11 protein-coding genes are annotated in these 16,557 nt (G+C 67.7%); 3 read left to right on the top strand and 8 right to left on the bottom strand.

All coding sequences use genetic code 11. The annotated features are described in order from the left end of the window. Nucleotides 1-156: 156 nt before the first annotated feature. The 5 genes from HTZ84_RS14065 to HTZ84_RS14085 all read right to left on the bottom strand — a co-directional run bounded on the left by HTZ84_RS14065 (nt 157) and on the right by HTZ84_RS14085 (nt 8,759). Nucleotides 157-1,443, bottom strand: coding sequence for an O-acetylhomoserine aminocarboxypropyltransferase/cysteine synthase family protein (locus tag HTZ84_RS14065; RefSeq protein WP_174681259.1), 1,287 nt, complete (start codon nt 1,441-1,443; stop codon nt 157-159). A 102-nt stretch (nt 1,444-1,545) separates the two neighbouring features. Further along, nucleotides 1,546-2,424 carry a hypothetical protein gene (locus HTZ84_RS14070; RefSeq protein ID WP_174681260.1) on the bottom strand — a complete coding sequence of 293 codons (879 nt, stop codon included), beginning with the start codon at nt 2,422-2,424 and terminating at the stop codon, nt 1,546-1,548. Nucleotides 2,425-2,427: 3 nt separating this feature from the next. Beyond that, the gene (locus tag HTZ84_RS14075) at nt 2,428-5,082 is read right to left on the bottom strand and encodes an alkaline phosphatase PhoX (protein ID WP_174681261.1); all 2,655 of its coding nucleotides are present in this window, start codon (nt 5,080-5,082) and stop codon (nt 2,428-2,430) included. A gap of 298 nt (nt 5,083-5,380) precedes the next feature. Beyond that, the gene (locus HTZ84_RS14080; protein ID WP_174681262.1) at nt 5,381-8,029 is read right to left on the bottom strand and encodes an alkaline phosphatase PhoX; all 2,649 of its coding nucleotides are present in this window, start codon (nt 8,027-8,029) and stop codon (nt 5,381-5,383) included. Nucleotides 8,030-8,348: 319 nt separating this feature from the next. After that, entirely contained in the window at nt 8,349-8,759 is a 411-nt protein-coding gene (locus HTZ84_RS14085) for a hypothetical protein (RefSeq protein ID WP_174681263.1), read from the bottom strand. Nucleotides 8,760-8,946: 187 nt separating this feature from the next. On the opposite strand from HTZ84_RS14085, the gene HTZ84_RS14090 reads away from it, so the two are divergent. Continuing rightward, a complete protein-coding gene (locus HTZ84_RS14090; protein WP_174681264.1) occupies nt 8,947-10,470 on the top strand; it encodes an NAD(P)H-dependent oxidoreductase in 1,524 nt (507 codons plus the stop codon). On the opposite strand, the gene HTZ84_RS14095 is transcribed toward HTZ84_RS14090, so the two are convergent. Then, the gene (locus HTZ84_RS14095) at nt 10,457-12,187 is read right to left on the bottom strand and encodes a histidine kinase N-terminal 7TM domain-containing protein (protein WP_174681265.1); all 1,731 of its coding nucleotides are present in this window, start codon (nt 12,185-12,187) and stop codon (nt 10,457-10,459) included. The two genes, HTZ84_RS14090 and HTZ84_RS14095, sit on opposite strands and share 14 nt — an antisense overlap. 131 nt (nt 12,188-12,318) lie before the next feature. After that, complete coding sequence (gene gpmI / locus HTZ84_RS14100; protein ID WP_174681266.1) at nt 12,319-13,842, bottom strand: 2,3-bisphosphoglycerate-independent phosphoglycerate mutase; 1,524 nt, start codon at nt 13,840-13,842, stop codon at nt 12,319-12,321. A gap of 171 nt (nt 13,843-14,013) precedes the next feature. Here gpmI and HTZ84_RS14105 point away from each other — a divergent pair, with 171 nt between their 5' ends. Both HTZ84_RS14105 and HTZ84_RS14110 read left to right on the top strand, forming a co-directional pair. Continuing rightward, a complete protein-coding gene (locus HTZ84_RS14105) occupies nt 14,014-15,621 on the top strand; it encodes a hypothetical protein (RefSeq protein ID WP_309138872.1) in 1,608 nt (535 codons plus the stop codon). 76 nt (nt 15,622-15,697) lie between these two features. Continuing rightward, a complete protein-coding gene (locus HTZ84_RS14110) occupies nt 15,698-16,114 on the top strand; it encodes a thiol-disulfide oxidoreductase DCC family protein (protein ID WP_174681267.1) in 417 nt (138 codons plus the stop codon). Between the two features lie 41 nt (nt 16,115-16,155). On the opposite strand, the gene HTZ84_RS14115 is transcribed toward HTZ84_RS14110, so the two are convergent. Next, the gene (locus HTZ84_RS14115; RefSeq protein ID WP_174681268.1) at nt 16,156-16,509 is read right to left on the bottom strand and encodes a DUF7344 domain-containing protein; all 354 of its coding nucleotides are present in this window, start codon (nt 16,507-16,509) and stop codon (nt 16,156-16,158) included. Nucleotides 16,510-16,557: the final 48 nt, after the last annotated feature.

The raw sequence follows: 16,557 nt of genomic DNA on the forward strand, positions 1-16,557 counted from the left end.
TTCGACTCATTGAAAACGGCGTTCGTCGCCGTCGAGCGCCGTCGCTGCCGAGTGCCGTTCTGGCGTCAGGTCACCGTCGAACGCCGTCGCCGGCGAGCACCGACCCGGCGTCGGGCCACCGTCGAGCATCGTCGCCGGCGACTCGAGGGCGAGCGATCAGACCGCGTCGATCGCCCGATCGAGATCCGCGATCACGTCGTCGGCGTCCTCGATGCCGATCGAGAGCCGCACGAGGTCGTCGGTGACGCCGCTGGCCAGCTTCTCCTCCTCGGTGAGCTGTTGGTGAGTCGTGCTCGCGGGGTGGATGATCAGCGTCTTCGCGTCGCCGACGTTCGCCAGCAGACTCGTCAGGTCGACCTCGTTGCAGACCGTTTCTGCGGCGTCGTACCCGTCCTCGAGGCCGAAGGTGATCATGCCGCCGTAACCGCCCTCGAGATACTTCCGGGCGTTCTCGTGGGTCTCGTGGCTCTCGAGGCCGGGGTAGTTGACCCACGAAACCTTCGAGTGGTCCTCGAGGTACTCCGCGACGGCCATCGCGTTCTCGCAGTGTTTCTCCATGCGCAGCGGCAAGGACTCGAGTTTCTGCAGGGTGACCCAGGCGTCGAACGGCGACTGCTGGTTGCCCAGATCGCGCAGCCCGCGAGTCCGCGCGACGACCGAGAAGGCCGCCTCGCCGAAGGTCTCGTGGAAGTTGACGCCGTGGTACGCGGGATTGGGCTCAGTTATTTCGGGGTACTCGCCTTGCTCCCACGGGAAGGAGCCGCCGTCGACCAGCACGCCGCCGACCGTCGATCCCGCGCCGTGGAGCCACTTGGTCGTGGAGTTCCAGACGAGGTCGGCGCCGTGCTCGAGCGGGCGGCACAGGTACGGCGTCGCGAACGTGTTGTCGACGAACAGCGGCACGTCGTGGTCGTGGGCGATATCGGCGATGCGCTCGATGTCGGGCGTCACCAGCGCCGGATTGCCGATCGTCTCGAGGTGGACGAACGCGGTGTCGTCGTCGATGGCCTCCGCGTAGGCCTCGTAATCGAGCGTGTCGACGAAGTTCGTCTCGATGCCCCGCTTCGCGACGGTGTGGGTGAGGTAGGTGTACGTGCCGCCGTACAGCGACGACGAGGAGACGATGTTGTCGCCGACGTCCGCGAGGATGAACGTCGCGAGGTCGAACGCGGCCATCCCCGAGGACGTGGCGAGCGCGCCCACGCCGCCCTCGAGCGTCGCGATGCGCTCCTCGAGCATCGCGTTCGTCGGGTTCATGATCCGCGAGTAGATGTTTCCGGTCTCCTCTAAGCCGAACAGGGCGGCGGCGTGTTCGGTGTCCTCGAACTCGTAGGAGGTCGTCTGGTACAGCGGCGGCGCTCGGGCACCCGTCGTCGGATCGGCTACCTGGCCGGCGTGGACGCTGTTCGTGGCGAACTTCTTCTCGTCGGGAGTGTCTCCCATACCCGACCCGTTGGCAGCCGCGAAGGTAAAACTGGGAGACGATCATGTTCGGAATTCCGACGCACGAGCCGCGCAGCGAAAAAACGAACCGGGTCGATGCGGTTAGCGGCGGTGCGCGAACACGGCGGCCACGAGGACGGCGAGCGCGGCGAGCGCGGAGCCGGCGGCGAAGCCGGGCATCCCGTCGTCCGAGCCGTCGCCGTCCGCCCCGTCGTCTGACGGGGAGCCGTCGTCGTCGGATTCGGAGTCGTTATCGTCGGATTCGGAACCGGTATCGTCGGATTCCGATCCGTCGGAACCCGAGTCCTCGTTACCGGCGTCGTCGCCGACGGTCAGCGTTCCCGCCTCGAGCGACGGGTCGACGGCGCCGCCGTCGTCGTCGTCGACCTGCATCGACGTAACGCGCAGGTCCGTTTGACCGGCGTCGGCGCCGGTCACGTCGATCGTCGCCAGCGTGACGTCCGCGTCGCCGGCCGTGACCGCGTCGTCGAGGTCGGCGGCCTCGACGGTGATGGTCTCTCCGTCGGCGCCCACGGCGGGGTCGGTCGTCAGCCCGAAGTGATCCGGGTAGCTGGCGTTCGTGACGGTTGCGACGTCGCCGTCGTCGACGGCGAGCGCGATCTTGAACCCGGCGAGTCCGTCGGGAACGTCGGTCAGCGAGACGCGGAGACTCCCGGTCGAATCGGGCCCGACCGTCGCGTCGGAGATCACCAACGCGGGCTCGGCGCCGCTCGAGGCGCCGCCGGCCGATGCGGCCCCGTCGGTCATCGCCGGACTCGGTTCGGTCGTCGGCGGCTCCTCACCGGCCAGCGCCGCGGCGCCGACCGAACCGAGCGCGACCGTTCCGACGACCGTCGCGATCGCGAGTGCGACGGCGAGCGTTCGGAACGCGCGCCCGCGGAGAGGCGAGCGGTCCCGACCTCGGCGGTGCGATGCAGACTCGGACCCGGTCGTCGGCGTATCGGTGTCGTCGTGCCTCATCGGTTACAGCTCGTCGTAGAGGGCGACGACGTCATCATAGTCGATACGGCCGTTGTCGTTGAAGTCGAACGCCGCCTCGTTGAGTTGGACGGCATCGCCCTCGAGGTTCTCGAACAGCAGGGTGACGTCCTGGTAGTCGAGTCGGCCGTTGCCGTTGACGTCCTCGAAGCGTCCGTCACCGTCGAGGTCCGTCGGGGCCTGACCCGACCCCGAACCCTCGCCGATCGGCGGCGGACCGACGACCACGATACCCGGACGCGGCTGGGTGTCGATCGCCATCCCGTCGTCGTCGTCCAGCGAGTGGACCTCGATCGTAACGTCGGTCGTCCCCGTGCCGACGCCCTCGAGTTCGAGCGTCGCGAGCGTGACGTCGTCGAGCGTCGCGCCGATCGCGTCTTCGAGGTCGGCGAAGCGGAACTCGACGCTCGAGCCGTCGCCGATCGACGGCTCCGAGGTCAACTCGAGCGCGTCGTGGTAGCTGACGTCGGTGATCTCGGCGACGTCGGCGTGCTCGACCGAGATAGTGACCCGGCCGCCCGCGAGGCCGTCGGGGATCGACGAGAGCGTCAGGTCGACCTCGCCGGTCGCGCCGTGGCTGACCGCGATCGAGTCGGTCCGGAGAACCGCCGGCGGCTCGTAGACCCACATCGCGTCGTTCTCGTACGTGCGGCCGAAGGAGCCCTTGTCCTCACAGAGGATCACCCGACCGTCGTCCATGACCATCACGTTGTCGACGTTGATCAGCGACTCGTCGAGCAGGGAGACGGAATCGCTCCCGTTCGGGCCGACGACGACCGGCTCGAGTCGGGAGACGTCGTAACCCTCCTCGAGTTCGGCTCGGTAGAGGACGCCGGTCTCGACCTCGTCGAAGCGGAGTTCGCCCTGATCGTCGGTCATCGAGCCGCCGAGCGCGGAGATACCGAAGTAGATGAAGTCGCCGGGTTCGGCCTCGTCGTGGGAGTCGATCCCCTCGGCCTTGTTGAACTCGACGCTGGCGCCGATCTCCTTGGCGGCCGCGCGGGTCTCGAGGAAGGGAACGCGACGGAGTTCTTCGTCGACACCGTCTGGGCCGCGTTCCGCGTACTGTTCGGCCCACTCGACGATCTCCTCGTCGGCGATGTAGTCCTGGTTGCCGTTGATCGCGACCTCCTCGTCTGCTTCGCGCAGGGCCTGCTCGAGGTCGTCGGCCCAGTCCGTCTCGGCGTGAGTCTCGAGGTAGTCGACCTGCGTGACGTCGTCGTAGTCGCTGATCCAGGCTTCGACTTCGGCGTTACTCGCGGTGCCCAGCGGAAGCCACTCGATATCGAGGTCGGTCTCGGCGACCGGTCCCTCGCCGATCTCGGTGGCTTTCATGGCGTACAGCGTACCGCAGACGTCCATCCGGTCGTCGTACTCCGGAATCGGCTCTTCGGCGACGAACTTGTAGATGCCCTTCGCGCCGCCGTCGGAGGCCAGGTAGACGGTCCGCTCGTCGGGCAGCACTTCGGGACACTCCCACGCGGCGCGGCCGAAGACGTGGTGTTTGACCGGGGTGGGATCGTCGCTCGCGGGATCGGTGATTTCAACGATCTTCCCGTAGCGGTAGCGGTTCGGGAACGCCTCGTCGCCGATGGGACGGTGGCGGTCCTCGATCTCAATCTCGCCGTCCTCGTTCTCGAACTCGCGCAGGTCGACGGGTTCGGCGCCGAGGTGGTAGGCGTGTTTCTCGAGGCCGGTCAGCGCCCACAGTCCCATCGGATACCAGGCGTCCTCGCCGAAGATGTCCGCGAGAGCGTCCTCGATTCCGGCGACGTTCGGTCGGTTCCAGAACGTGCTGGCGCCGCGAATACCGACACCGCTGCCCGCCTCGAGGACGTCGCTGACCGTCGCGAGCCCGTTGACGCGCGGATGGCCGTAGTCCTCTTCGGCCGACAGTGGCGTCTCCCACGGACTCAGGTCGCCGTAACAGTTGATCCGCGTGCCGCCGATCTCGCGGAACGCCTCGGTGTTCTCGAGCTCCATCGCGTTCTCGAGGTCGGCCTCCCAGCGACCCGACTCGCGGCTGAGCGGCGTCCGGGTGATCGCACCCGGACGAGTCTCGTTGTTGGTGAAGAGGTAGCCCTCGGTGCCTTCCTCGTTCGTCGAGACGAAGAAGTTCATGTCGGTGACGCCGCCGGCGCTCGCGAGGTCCTCGCCGGCGAGCTCCGCGACGTTCTCGCCGTCGGGCGTCTGCGGGTGACCGAACCGCTCGGTCCCGCCGTTGATCGGGTCGCCCGCCTGAACGAGCAGCCGGTAGTCGCCGGCCGCTCCGAGGACCTGCTGCTCCTCGGCCTTCGTTCGCGGCGGCTCGAGTTCGTCGAACTCGTCGTTCTTGCCGTTGAACGTGAACCGGAAGTCGTCGAAGACGCCGACCCCGCCCCGGTTGAACGGCTCCATATTGTCGTCGCTGGGCGCCTGCAGGCTGTAGAGTAGTTCCCCCGTCTCGAAGACGAACGGCCCCGTTACCTCGGCGCCGAGTGCCGTCGTCGAGAACCGGTCGATGTTCCCCTTGACGTACGGCGCCTCGAGCGTGTCGTGTTCCTCGGGATCCTCGTCCGCCCCCACGAGACCGACCGTCCCCGCACCGACTGCCGCAGCCGCCGACGATGCCATCAGCTTCCGCCTGGTAAATTCGACCATGCAAGCGGGTTGATCCCTTGGGATAGGGTCAGGTTTTATAATACTATTATAATCTATACTGTTACCAAACGGTGAAGTTCATACGTCTCGATAGTCGAATTGAACGAGCGAGAGTCTATATAGTCGAGCGGAGAGCCGAAAGATAGTCCGGGCGAAAAACCGCTGGTGAGACCGGCTCGGCGGTCGTTCCGGCGATAAACGTCGAATCGGGCGCCAGCGACGAGGCGGGCGAATCGACCGCACGGCTCGGCGCCGAATCACGAGTCGGACGCGAATCCGAACGCGGACGGCGCCTCGATTACAGTTCGTCGTAGAGGGCGACGACGTCGTCGTAGTCGATGCGGCCGTTGTCGTTGAAGTCGAACGCCGCCTCGTTGAGCTGGACGGCGTCACCCTCGAGGTTCTCGAACAGCAGGGTGACGTCCTGGTAGTCGAGTCGGCCGTTGCCGTTGACGTCCTCGAAGCGCCCGTCACCGTCGAGGTCAGTCGGGGCGCGGCCCTCGCCGACCGGCGACGGACCGACGACCACGACGCCCGGGCGAGGCTGGGTGTCGATCGCCATCCCGTCGTCGTCGTCCAGCGAGTGGACCTCGATCGTGATATCGGATGTCCCGGTCCCGACGCCCTCGAGTTCGAGCGTCGCGAGCGTGACGTCGTCGAGGGTCGCGCCGATCGCGTCTTCGAGGTCGGCGAAGCGGAACTCGACGCTCGAGCCGTCGCCGATCGACGGCTCCGAGGTCAGCTCGAGCGCGTCGTGGTAGCTGGCGTCGGTGATCTCGGCGACCTCGGCGTGCTCGACGGAGACCGTGACGCGACCGCCCGCGAGGCCGTCGGGGATCGACGAGAGCGTCAGGTCGACCTCGCCGGTCGCGCCGTGGCTGACGGCGACCGAGTCGGTCCGGAGAACCGCCGGCGGCTCGTAGACCCACAGCGCGTCGTTCTCGTACGTGCGGCCGAAGGTGCCCTTGTCCTCACAGAGGAGGACTCGGCCGTCGTCCATGACCATCACGTTGTCGACGTTGATCAGCGACTCGTCGAGGATCGACTGGGGATCGCTCTCGTTCGGCCCGACGACGACCGGTTCGAGTCGGGAGACGTCGTAACCCTCCTCGAGTTCGGCTCGGTAGAGGACGCCGGTCTGAACCTCGTCGAACCGAAGGTCGCCGTGCTCGTCGGTCATGGCGCCGCCGAGCGAGGAGATGCCGAAGTAGATGAAGTCGCCGGGTTCGGCCTCGTCGTGGGCGTCGATCCCTTCGGCCTTGTTGAACTCGACGCTGGCGCCGATTTCCTTGGCGGCCGCGCGGGTCTCGAGGAATGGGACGCGACGCAGGTCCTCGTCGACGCCGTCGGGGCCGCGTTCCTCGTACTGCTCGGCCCACTCGACGACCTCCTCGTCGGTGATGTAGTCCTGGTTGCCGTTGATGGCGACCTCCTCGTCCGCTTCCAGCAGCGCCTGGTCGAGGTCGTCGGCCCAGTCCGTCTCGGCGTGAGTCTCGAGGTAGTCGACCTGCGTGACGTCGTCGTAGTCGCTGATCCAGGCCTCGACTTCGGCGTTGCTCGCCGTTCCGAGCGGGAGCCACTCGACGTCGAGATCGGTCTCGGCGACCGTGCCCTCGCCGATCTCGGTTGCCTTCATGGCGTACAGCGTGCCGCGGACGTCCATCCGGTCGTCGCACTCCGGAATCGGCTTCTCGGCGACGAACTTGTAGATGCCCTTCGCGCCGCCGTCGGAGGCGAGATAGACCGTCCGTTCGTCGGGCAGCACCTCGGGGCACTCCCACGCGGCGCGACCGAAGACGTGGTGCTTGACCGGGGTCGGCACGTCGGCGGTCGGCTCGGTGACCTCGACGATCTTGCCGTAGCGGTAGCGGTTCGGGAACGCCTCGTCGCCGATGGGACGGGGCGTGTTCGCGGTCTCGAGACCGTCCTCGCCCTCGACCTCGACCTCGTTCTGATCGATCGGCTCGGCGCCGAGGTGATAGGCGTGTTTCTCGGTGTTCCGGTTGTTGTGCAGCCCCATCGGGTACTCGTGCTCGTCGCCGAATAGCTCCTGGAGCGAGGGGTCGACCTCGAGAATGTTGGGTCGATTCCAGAACTCGCTGCCGCCGCGGAGACCGACGCCGCTCCCCTGTTCGACGATGTCGCTGACCGTCGCGAGCCCGTTGACGCGCGGATGGCCGTACTCCTCTTCGGCCGACAGCGGGGTCTCCCACGGACTCAGGTCGCCGTAACAGTTGACCTTCGTCCCGCCGATCTCGCGGAACGGTTCGGTGTTCTCGAGTTCCATCGCGTTCTCGAGATCGGCCTGCAGGTAGCCGTCCTCGTCCCGGTAGAGGGGGGTTCGCGTGATCCCGCCCGGTCGGATCTCGTTGTTGGTAAAGAGGTAGCCCTCAAGCCCCTCCTCGTCCGTCGAGACGAAGAAGTTCATGTCGGCCTGGTCGCCGATGCCGTCGTACCCCTCTTCGGAAACCTCGACGAGTTCCTGCCCGTCCGGCGTCTGCGGGTGGCCGAACCGCTCGGTCCCGCCGTTGATCTCGTCGCCCGTCTGGACGAGCAGCCGGTAGTCGCCGGCCGCCCCGAGGACCTGCTGTTCCTCGCGGTCCGTTCGCGGCGGCTCGAGCTCGTCGAACTCGTCGTTCTTGCCGTTGAACGTGAACCGGAAGTCGTCGAAGACGCCGACCCCGCCCGTGTTGAAGGGCTCGAGGTTGTCGTCGTGTGGACCCTGGAGACTGTAGAGGAGTTCCCCCGTGTCGAAGACGAACGGCCCCGTTACTTCGGCGCCGAAGGCCGTCGTCGAGAATCGATCGATGTTCCCCTTGACGTACGGCGCCTCGAGCGTGTCGTGTTCCTCGGGATCCTCGTCCGCCCCCACGAGACCGACTGTCCCCGCGCCGACTGCCGCTGCCGCCGACGATGCCATCAGCTTCCGCCTGGTAAATTCGACCATGCAGCCGAATCAATATTCGAGGAAGTAATGAGAATTTATAATAAATAGAAGTGAGATATTGTAGATAACGGAGCGAAATTAGCGGGAATATACCGAACATAGCGCTCTGACGTCTATTGATCGATACGAAGACGAGAGGGAGGTTACATAGCCGACCCGGCGTCGCGGGGCGAGTCGAAGACCCGACGGGGCGCGGGTCGAGTAATTCGAGACTGGAGGGCGCCGGTCGCGGCGTCAGCGCGGCTCCGGCGACGGACGGCGGAACTGTCGAAGAAAGGGGAACGAGGGCGTCGAACGGCGGCGGGGATCCGAGCGGTCGTCAGTCGAGACCTTGTGTCCTCACTTCGGTCCGGACCTCGTCGGCGCGGTCGCGGACCCACGTGAGGTAGCGCTCGATCTCCGTCGGCGTCGATCCGAAGAAGGAGGCGACCCAGTCGCGGTCGGCCCACGGCAGCGTCATGAGGTAGGCGGCGAGGGTGTCCTTGCCCGCCTGGACGACCTCCGGCGGGACGCCACGCTCGCCGGTGCCCTCCTCGACGAAGCCGTTCACGTCGAAGTAGACGTCGGCGTACAGGCGGGCGTCCGTGAGGCTGTCGAAGGCGATATCGGTGTGTTCGGGCGCTTCGAACCGGTAGCGCTCGTCGGTGTCGTCGTCGACGATACGGACGTCGAGAACGTACTCCTCGACGACCCGATCGGCCGTTTCGGGGGCGGGGTCGGACGTGGACATTTCCGTGGATCCATTCGAGGCTGAAACAGTATTGAACGTTGATATGAGGGCTATTGTCCGCTCGTGAGCGGTCGGTAGGGCTACTGGGATACCGGCGGCCGGACTCGGCTGTCCCCGCGATCGATCCGCCGGCCTCAGGCCGGGCTTTTTAGGCCGCCGTCGTCGTTACGACCGTCCACGACTCCGGATGAACGTCCTGATCGTCCTCGGCCACCCCCGGACCGACAGCCTCTGTGGCGCGCTCGCCGACGCCTACCGCGACGGGGCGCTCGAGGCCGGTCTCGAGGTGCGACAACTCGCCGTCGCCGACCTCGCGTTCGATCCCGACGTCCGCGAGGTCTCGCCGACCGACCAACCGCTGGAGCCCGACCTGCGAGAGGCTCGTGACTCGATCGAGTGGGCCGACCACCTCGTCTTCGTCTACCCGAACTGGTGGGGGACGATGCCGGCGCGGCTCAAGGGTTTCTTCGACCGCGTCTTCACGCCCGGCTTCGCGTTCGTCGAGTACGACGAGGGCGAGGGCGCGGGTCACGAGGGACTCCTGGACGACAAGACCGCCGAGCTGATCGTCACGATGGACATGCCGCCGTGGGTCTACCGCTGGATCTACCGCCAGCCGGGCAACAACGCCGTCAAGCGCGCGACGCTCGGCTACGCGGGGATCCGGACGACGCGGATCACCAACCTCGGCCCCGTCGAGGGGTCGACCCCCGAGGAGCGAGGGGAGTGGCTCGAGACGGCGACTCGACTCGGCGAGCGTCTCGCCAGCGGGCCCGATTCGCGATCCACGCGCGTCCGCCGGCGGGCGACGGCGTGGCTGAAGGCGCTGCGGCTGCAGTTCTACCCGATGGCGTGGGTGGCCTACACCATCGGCGCGCTGGCGGCCGTCGGCTCCAGCGACGTCCTCTCGTCGACCGCCTACTGGCTGGGCTTCGCCTTCATTTTCGCCCTCGAGGCGGCGACGGTGCTGTCGAACGAGTACGTCGACTACCCCACCGACCGCGAGAACGCGTTCGCCGGCCCCTTCACCGGTGGCTCGCAGGTGCTGGTCGACGGCGTCCTCGAGTTCGACGATCTCAGACGGGGGATCGGCGTCGCGCTCCTCGCGGCCGTCGCGTTCGGCGCGGGCGCGCTCGCGGTCGGTCCCGGCTCGGCCGTTGCCGCGGCGGCCATCATGGGCGTTCTGAGCGCGCTGGCGCTGGGCTACACGGTCCCGCCGCTGGAACTCTCCTACCGGACGCTCGGCGAACTGGACGTCGCCGTCACACACAGCGTCGGGGTACTGGTCTGTGGCTTCGTCCTCCTCGGCGGTGCCCTGACCGATCCGCTCCCGTGGCTGCTCTCGGTGCCGTACCTGCTGTCGGTGCTGCCGGCGATCACGCTCGCGGGCGTTCCAGACCGCGCGGCCGACCGGGACACCGGCAAGGAGACGATCGCCGTCCGGTTCGGCGTCGACGGCGCCGCGAGGATCGCTGCGGCGACGGCGGTTCTGGCCTGCCTCGCCGCGATCGGCTGGGCGGCCTTCGACGTCGCCGGCGGCGCCTACGGCCCGCTCGTCGCCCTCACCGTGCCCCACGCGCTCGCGCTCGTCTGGCTCCTGCGGTCGCGACTGTGGGAGCGGACTGAATCCGCCCGTATCGACGGGCTGCTGGCCGTCTCGCTCGGCTATCTGGTCTGGTTCGGCGTCGTACCGTTGCTCAGTCTCGCGTGACGGCGCGGCGAGAGCCCGACGCGGCGTCGGTCGCCGCCGGAACGCACACCGTCACCGTCGTTCCGTCGTCGCCGGAATCGAACTCGATCTCGCCGCCCAGCGCGGTCGCACACCACGTCGCGATCCACAGGCCGAGACCGCTCCCGTGCGAGAGCGGCGTCTCCTCGCCCCGCTCAAGCACGGCGAGTTCGTGCTCGGGAATCCCGGGACCGTCGTCGGCGACCTCGAACACCGCCATCCCGTCCGCGAGACCGACGTAGCTGATCGCGACTCGAGGAGAGTCGCCGTCGTTGTGTTCGAACCCGTTCTCGACCAGGTTCGCGAACAGCGTCCGGAACACGCGCTCGTGGGTCCGTAGCTCGAGGTCCACGGGCACGTCGATCTCGAGTCGGCTCGCTCCGTCGGTTCGGACGCGCGACCGTCCCCGCTCGCCGGGTTCGAGGCTCGCCAACAGCGGACGGATCGAGACGGTTGTCGGGGACGTATCGAGGGCCTCGATCGTCCGCTCGAGCGCTCGGGACTTCTCTCCTAACTCCAACACGTCGTCGACGTCGGATTGCACCCGCTTGAGGTACGCTTCGATCGTCTCGTCGTCGGTGTGCTCGATCGACAGGTCGACGTAGCCCGAGACGACGTTGAGATCGTTCCGGAGATTGTGCCGAAGGACGCGATTCATGACCGTCTGTTGCTGTCTCCGCTGGCGTCGCTCGGTCACGTCTCGAAAGACGACGATGTATCCGACTCGCGCACCGGACGGATCCGTCAGCTCCGACACCGACGCCGTGAACTCCGCGCTTTCGGGGCCCTCGTGGTCGGTCACGAGCCGGTTCGTCGGCGTCGTCTCGAGGTCGACGGTCGCGACGGTCTCGAACGGCTCGCCGAGGTGCGCTTCGGAGAGATCGAAGGTCGACCCGGCCGCCGGATTGTACTCGACGAGACGGTCGTCCGTATTGACGACGACGACGGGATCCGAGAGGTCCTCGACCGCCCGCCGCTGGGCGGTTCGCCTGGTCGACGGGTTGAGTTCGATCATCCCGCTGGCGACGATGGCGTACGCGTCGAGTGCCAAGTGCGGGAGGAACACGATCGTCGTCAGGTGTAACTGCGGGTACGGGCCGAGTTCGAAGAGCCACGTCGCGAGGGCGAGACACGGGAGGACGGCGCTCAGCCCGACCCAGAGCGTCTCGGTCCGGTACACCGGACCGTAACTGACCGCCGTCTCGAGCACCAAGACGGTGCCGGCCGTCGCGTAGAGGATCCCGGAGAGCAGGCCGATGTACGCGATCGGACCGAACTCGTAGGAGACGGTCGCAACACCGAAGACGGGATCGAGCCGGAATCCGGACCAGACGAGCCCGTGAAGCGGGTTCGTCAGGACGAGTCCGATCGTCGCGGCCGGCACGACCGACAGGAGCGCGAACCCGGTGCTACGGACGAGCGGCCCCCGGCCGGTGTAATCGAGGGCGAACGCCAGATAGGCGATTCCGGCGCCGATCATCCCCGTCCAGGAAACCGTCTCGAGGACCAGCCGGAGCGTCGGCTCGAACACCAGCAGCGAGACGCCGTCGCTGACCGACCAGACGGCGAGCGCGAGGACCGTGACGATCGCCCAGTTCACGCCCGGCTGTCCGCAGTGGCGCCGGAGGTACCACGCCAGAAACGCGCTACAGGCGCCGGTGAGCAGCGAGCCGATCACGAGCCACGGCGAGAGTGACACTGTCGACACATTCGCGTATCGATACTTTTCGGTTATGGCTCGTAGCGGCGTGTTCCGGCGGCTCCGGTCCGAACCGATTCGAGATCGCGTCGCCGATCGAGGCGATGCGAGCGGGGTCCGCCCCGATCAGTTCACTCGAGCAGCGACTCGCCGGTCATCTCCGGGGGCTGCTCGAGGTCGATCAACTCGAGGATCGTCGGCGCGATGTCGGCGAGGGTGCCGCCCTCCCGAACGCTCCGCCCGCCGTCGGTCCCATCGTCGGCGACGTAGACGAGCGGGACGAGGTTGTACGTGTGTGCGGTGTGAGGATCCTCCTCGGTGCCCATGTCGTCGGCGTTGCCGTGGTCGGCGGTGACGAGGACGTGCGCGCCGGCGTCCCGAAGCGTCGCCGCGAGTCGACCGAGTTGCGAATCGACGGCCTCGACGGCCTCGATGGCGGCCTCGTAGTCGCCCGTGTGGCCGACCATGTCGGGGTTGGCGTAGTTGAGCACGAGCGTGTCCGGATCCTCGGACTCGATGACGTCGATCGCGGTGTCGGTCACCTCGGGCGCGCTCATCTCCGGCTGCAGGTCGTAGGTCGGCACGTCGGGGCTCTCGACGATCTCCCGGATCTCGCCGTCGAACTCGACCTCGCGGCCGCCGTTTAAGAAGTAGGTGACGTGGGCGTACTTCTCGGACTCGGCGATCCGCAACTGGGTGCGGCCCGCGTCGGAAAGCACCTCGCCGAGCACCTGCTCGGGCTGGTTCGGCGGGTAGGCGACGGGGAGGTCGAAGGTCTTGTCGTACTGGGTCAGCATGACGACCGCCGCGTCCGGCGGACTGGTCTCGAACTGGTCGGCCCAGTCTTCGGATCGGATATCGGCCAGCATTCGCGTGAGCTGGCGCGCGCGGTCCGAGCGGAAGTTGAACCAGACGACCGAGTCGCCGTCCTCGAGGGCCGGCTGATCCGCAATGACGGTCGGCTCGACGAACTCGTCGGTCACGTCGCGACCGTAGGATTGCTCGACCGCCTCGACGGCCGTCTCGGCTTCGTGGTCGGCCTCGCGGTGGACCATCGCGTCGTAGGCCCGCTTCGTCCGCTCCCAGTTCTGGTCACGGTCCATCGCGTAGTAGCGGCCCGTGACCGTCGCCACGTCGCCGGTGCCGTGCTCGTCGACGACGTCCTCGAGCGTCGAGAGGTAGTCCCGACCGCCGGTCGGCGAGGTGTCCCGGCCGTCCGTGATCGCGTGGGTGACGGCCTCGACGTCGCGGTCGCCCGCCAGTTCGATCAGCGCGTGGAGGTGCTCGTGGTCGGAGTGGACCCCGCCGTCGCTGACGAGGCCGACGAAGTGCACCTTCCCGTCGTTTTCGCGGGCGTTGTCGAACGCGGTGTTGATCGCGTCGTTTTCCCGGAAGGAGCCGTCCGCGATGGAGTCCGAGATCCGGGTGTACTCCTGGTAGACCACGCGGCCGGCGCCGATGTTTAAGTGGCCGACCTCGCTGTTGCCCATCTGCCCGTCGGGGAGGCCGACGCGCCGACCCGCGACCTCGAGCGTCCCGTACGCGCCGGCGTCGGCGAGCCGGTCGAAGGTCGGCGTGTCGGCGGCTTCCACGGCGTCTCTGCTCGTCCCGTCGCCGAGTCCCCACCCGTCGAGGATGATCAGCGCAGCGTCCATGTGCGACGGGTCGCCGGCCTCTCGTAACTAGCTGTCGTTGTCTCGCAGGCTCGCAGGCGGGCGATACCGAAACGCGAGCCGTCCCCGCCCCGCTCCCGCCTCCTGCCGCTCGAGGGCCGGCGGCCCGACGCCGGTGGCAGACGGAAAGTATATACAACGCAACTAGAGAATGTGGCGCAGCTATCGGGTCGCCGCGACGGCGGCGTCCCGCCCTCGATCATGACCGGCCGCCCCTCCCTCACGACGCTGCCCGATCGCGCTCGGCTCCGCGACGCGCTCGATCGCCGGTTCGGCATCGACGCCCGCGCGCTGGCGGCGTTCCGGATCCTCCTCGGCTGTACGCTGCTGTTCGACGTCCTCCACCGGTCGCGGGACCTGGTAGCGTTCTACGCCGACGCCGGCGCGTACCCGCGGGCGTTGCGCCTCGCGGTCGGGGACTCGAGCGGCCGGTACTCGCTGCACATGCTGTCGGGCGAGCCGCTGGTGCAGGCCGCGCTCTTCGGCCTCGCGGCGCTGCTCGCGATCGCGCTGATCGTCGGCTACCGAACGCGGCCCGTCACTTTCCTCTCGCTGGTCCTGCTGGTCTCCGTCCACTTCCGCAACCCGCTGGTCCTCAACGGCGCCGACAGGCTGTTGCGCGAGGTGCTGTTGCTGGGGCTGTTCCTGCCGCTCGGGCGGCGGTGGGCCGTCGACGCGCTCGGCGACGACCGGGACGGTGGCGGCGATCAGAACCGTGAACCCGGAAACGGGACGAGAACGAGAGCCGAGAACTGGGTGGTGACGCCCGCGACGGCGGCCGTCCTCGTCTACGTCGTCGGCTTCTTCGCGAACAACGGCCAGCACAAGCGACTCGGCGACACCTGGACCACCGGCGAGGCGCTGGGGTACGCCCTCCGGCAGGACCACATGACGATCCTGGCCGCCGACTACGTCGTCGACTATCCGCTGCTCCTCGAGGCCGGGACCTACGGCTGGCTGGCCGTGGTCGTCGGCGCCCCGCTGTTGCTGGTGCTGACCGGCTGGCTCCGGACCGCCTACGTCGGGGCGTTCCTCGGCGCCGTCGCCGGACTGGGACTGAGCGTGGCCGTGGGCCTGTTCCCCGCGGTGCTGACGGCGGTGCTGGTGCTCTTCCTTCCCTCGTTCGTCTGGGATCGCCTCGAGGCACTCGGCGCGGCGTGCTGTGAACGAATCGGGCCGCTCGAGCGCCTGCGGACGCGAATCGGCGCGCTCGCGTCGCGGGTCGGTCCGCCCCGCAGCCTCCGTTCGGCGCTCCCGTCGCAGGTCGGGAACCGCCGGCACCGGCTCCGGTCGGTCCTCCTCGGCGGCGTATTGATCGTCGTCGTCCTCTGGACCGTCGGATTGTTGGGCTACGCGGACGCGTTCGAACCGGTCGACGCCGTCGATCCCGACGACAACCAGTGGACGATGTACGCCCCGAACCCGTCGACGAGCTACGGCTGGTACGTGGTCGAGGCCGACCTCGAGTCCGGCGAGGAGATGGACGTCCTGCGAAACGAGGCGGTCCGGGACGGACCGCCGGCGGAGGCGTCGGACACGCTTCCGAGCTTCCGCTGGCGCAAGTACATGAACTCCTTAGACGACGAGGAGGCCCGGGCCGACCGGTTCGGAGCGTACATGTGCGACCGCGCCGCCGACCAGTTCGACGCGCCCGTCGAGCGGATCGAAGTCACCTACCACTACCGATCGATCGAACCCGAGGGAGACGACCCGACGACGGGGAACGTCACTCGAGTCGAAACGGCGTGTTCGGCGATCTGAGGCGTCGTGCCGTGAACCCGCGGCCGCGTGCGACCGGAATGCTGAACACGTCGGGCACCCAACGGAAGCTATCACGATGGCCACGGACGTACCGCGGGAGGATCCGATCGTGCTCTTCGACGGCGTCTGCAACCTCTGTCACGGGTTCGTGCAGTTTCTCGTCCCGCGGGACACCGAGGGTCAGTTTCACTTCGCGTCGTTGCAGTCCGACGTCGGCCAGCGGCTGCTGGCGGAGCACGGCCTCGCGGACCACGACCTCGACTCGGTCGTGTTGCTCGAGGGCGACGACGCGTACGTCAAATCGGACGCGGTGATCCGGATCGCCCAGCTCCTGGGCGGCGTCTACCGACTGCTCGGGCCGTGTCGGTTCCTCCCCCGCCGGTTTCGGGACTGGGCGTACGACCTCGTCGCGCGCCACCGCTACCGGCTGTTCGGGCAGAAAGAACAGTGCATGCTGCCGACCGGGAACGTTCGGGACCGGTTTCTCGAGTAGGGACGGGGCTCCCGGTCGAGGTGTCGATCTGACCGGCGACCTTACTTCCCGGTTTCGACGAGGTCCAAGTACGGCGCGATCACGTCGCGATCGACCGCCAACTCGAGGCGTTCGGCCGCCTCGTCGTACCGGACGAGGCCCGCATCCTGGAGATGGGGAAGATGCTGGTGGTGCAGGTCGACGAGAATCCGCTGGTACCGGTCGTACGTCGGGGCGGCCTCTTTGAGCGCGATGTACTCGGCGAGATCGCCGAGATGGATCGCTGCGGGTTTCTGGGCGAGATAGGTGAGCGCGTACTGTCGTCGCGTCTCCGCGAAGGCCCTGAACAGTCGCGTCGAGGAAACGTCCGCGTCGTCGATCTCGGCTCCCTGGGAATTTCGTGTTTTCGGCGTCATAATGGGGCGTACTGTACCTACGCTCTCTCCCCGACCGGGTCTCGCGGG

The sequence above is a fragment of the Haloterrigena gelatinilytica genome, assembly GCF_013342145.1.
Taxonomy (GTDB): Archaea; Halobacteriota; Halobacteria; order Halobacteriales; family Natrialbaceae; genus Haloterrigena; species Haloterrigena gelatinilytica.

Bases quoted from the DNA above. Each gene is read 5' to 3' on its own strand.
- HTZ84_RS14065 (WP_174681259.1), bottom strand. From the start codon at position 1,443: ATGGGAGACACTCCCGACGAGAAGAAGTTCGCCACGAACAGCGTCCAC.
- HTZ84_RS14070 (WP_174681260.1), bottom strand. From the start codon at position 2,424: ATGAGGCACGACGACACCGATACGCCGACGACCGGGTCCGAGTCTGCA.
- HTZ84_RS14075 (WP_174681261.1), bottom strand. From the start codon at position 5,082: ATGGTCGAATTTACCAGGCGGAAGCTGATGGCATCGTCGGCGGCTGCG.
- HTZ84_RS14080 (WP_174681262.1), bottom strand. From the start codon at position 8,029: ATGGTCGAATTTACCAGGCGGAAGCTGATGGCATCGTCGGCGGCAGCG.
- HTZ84_RS14085 (WP_174681263.1), bottom strand. From the start codon at position 8,759: ATGTCCACGTCCGACCCCGCCCCCGAAACGGCCGATCGGGTCGTCGAG.
- HTZ84_RS14090 (WP_174681264.1), top strand. From the start codon at position 8,947: ATGAACGTCCTGATCGTCCTCGGCCACCCCCGGACCGACAGCCTCTGT.
- gpmI (WP_174681266.1), bottom strand. From the start codon at position 13,842: ATGGACGCTGCGCTGATCATCCTCGACGGGTGGGGACTCGGCGACGGG.
- HTZ84_RS14110 (WP_174681267.1), top strand. From the start codon at position 15,698: ATGGCCACGGACGTACCGCGGGAGGATCCGATCGTGCTCTTCGACGGC.
- HTZ84_RS14115 (WP_174681268.1), bottom strand. From the start codon at position 16,509: ATGACGCCGAAAACACGAAATTCCCAGGGAGCCGAGATCGACGACGCG.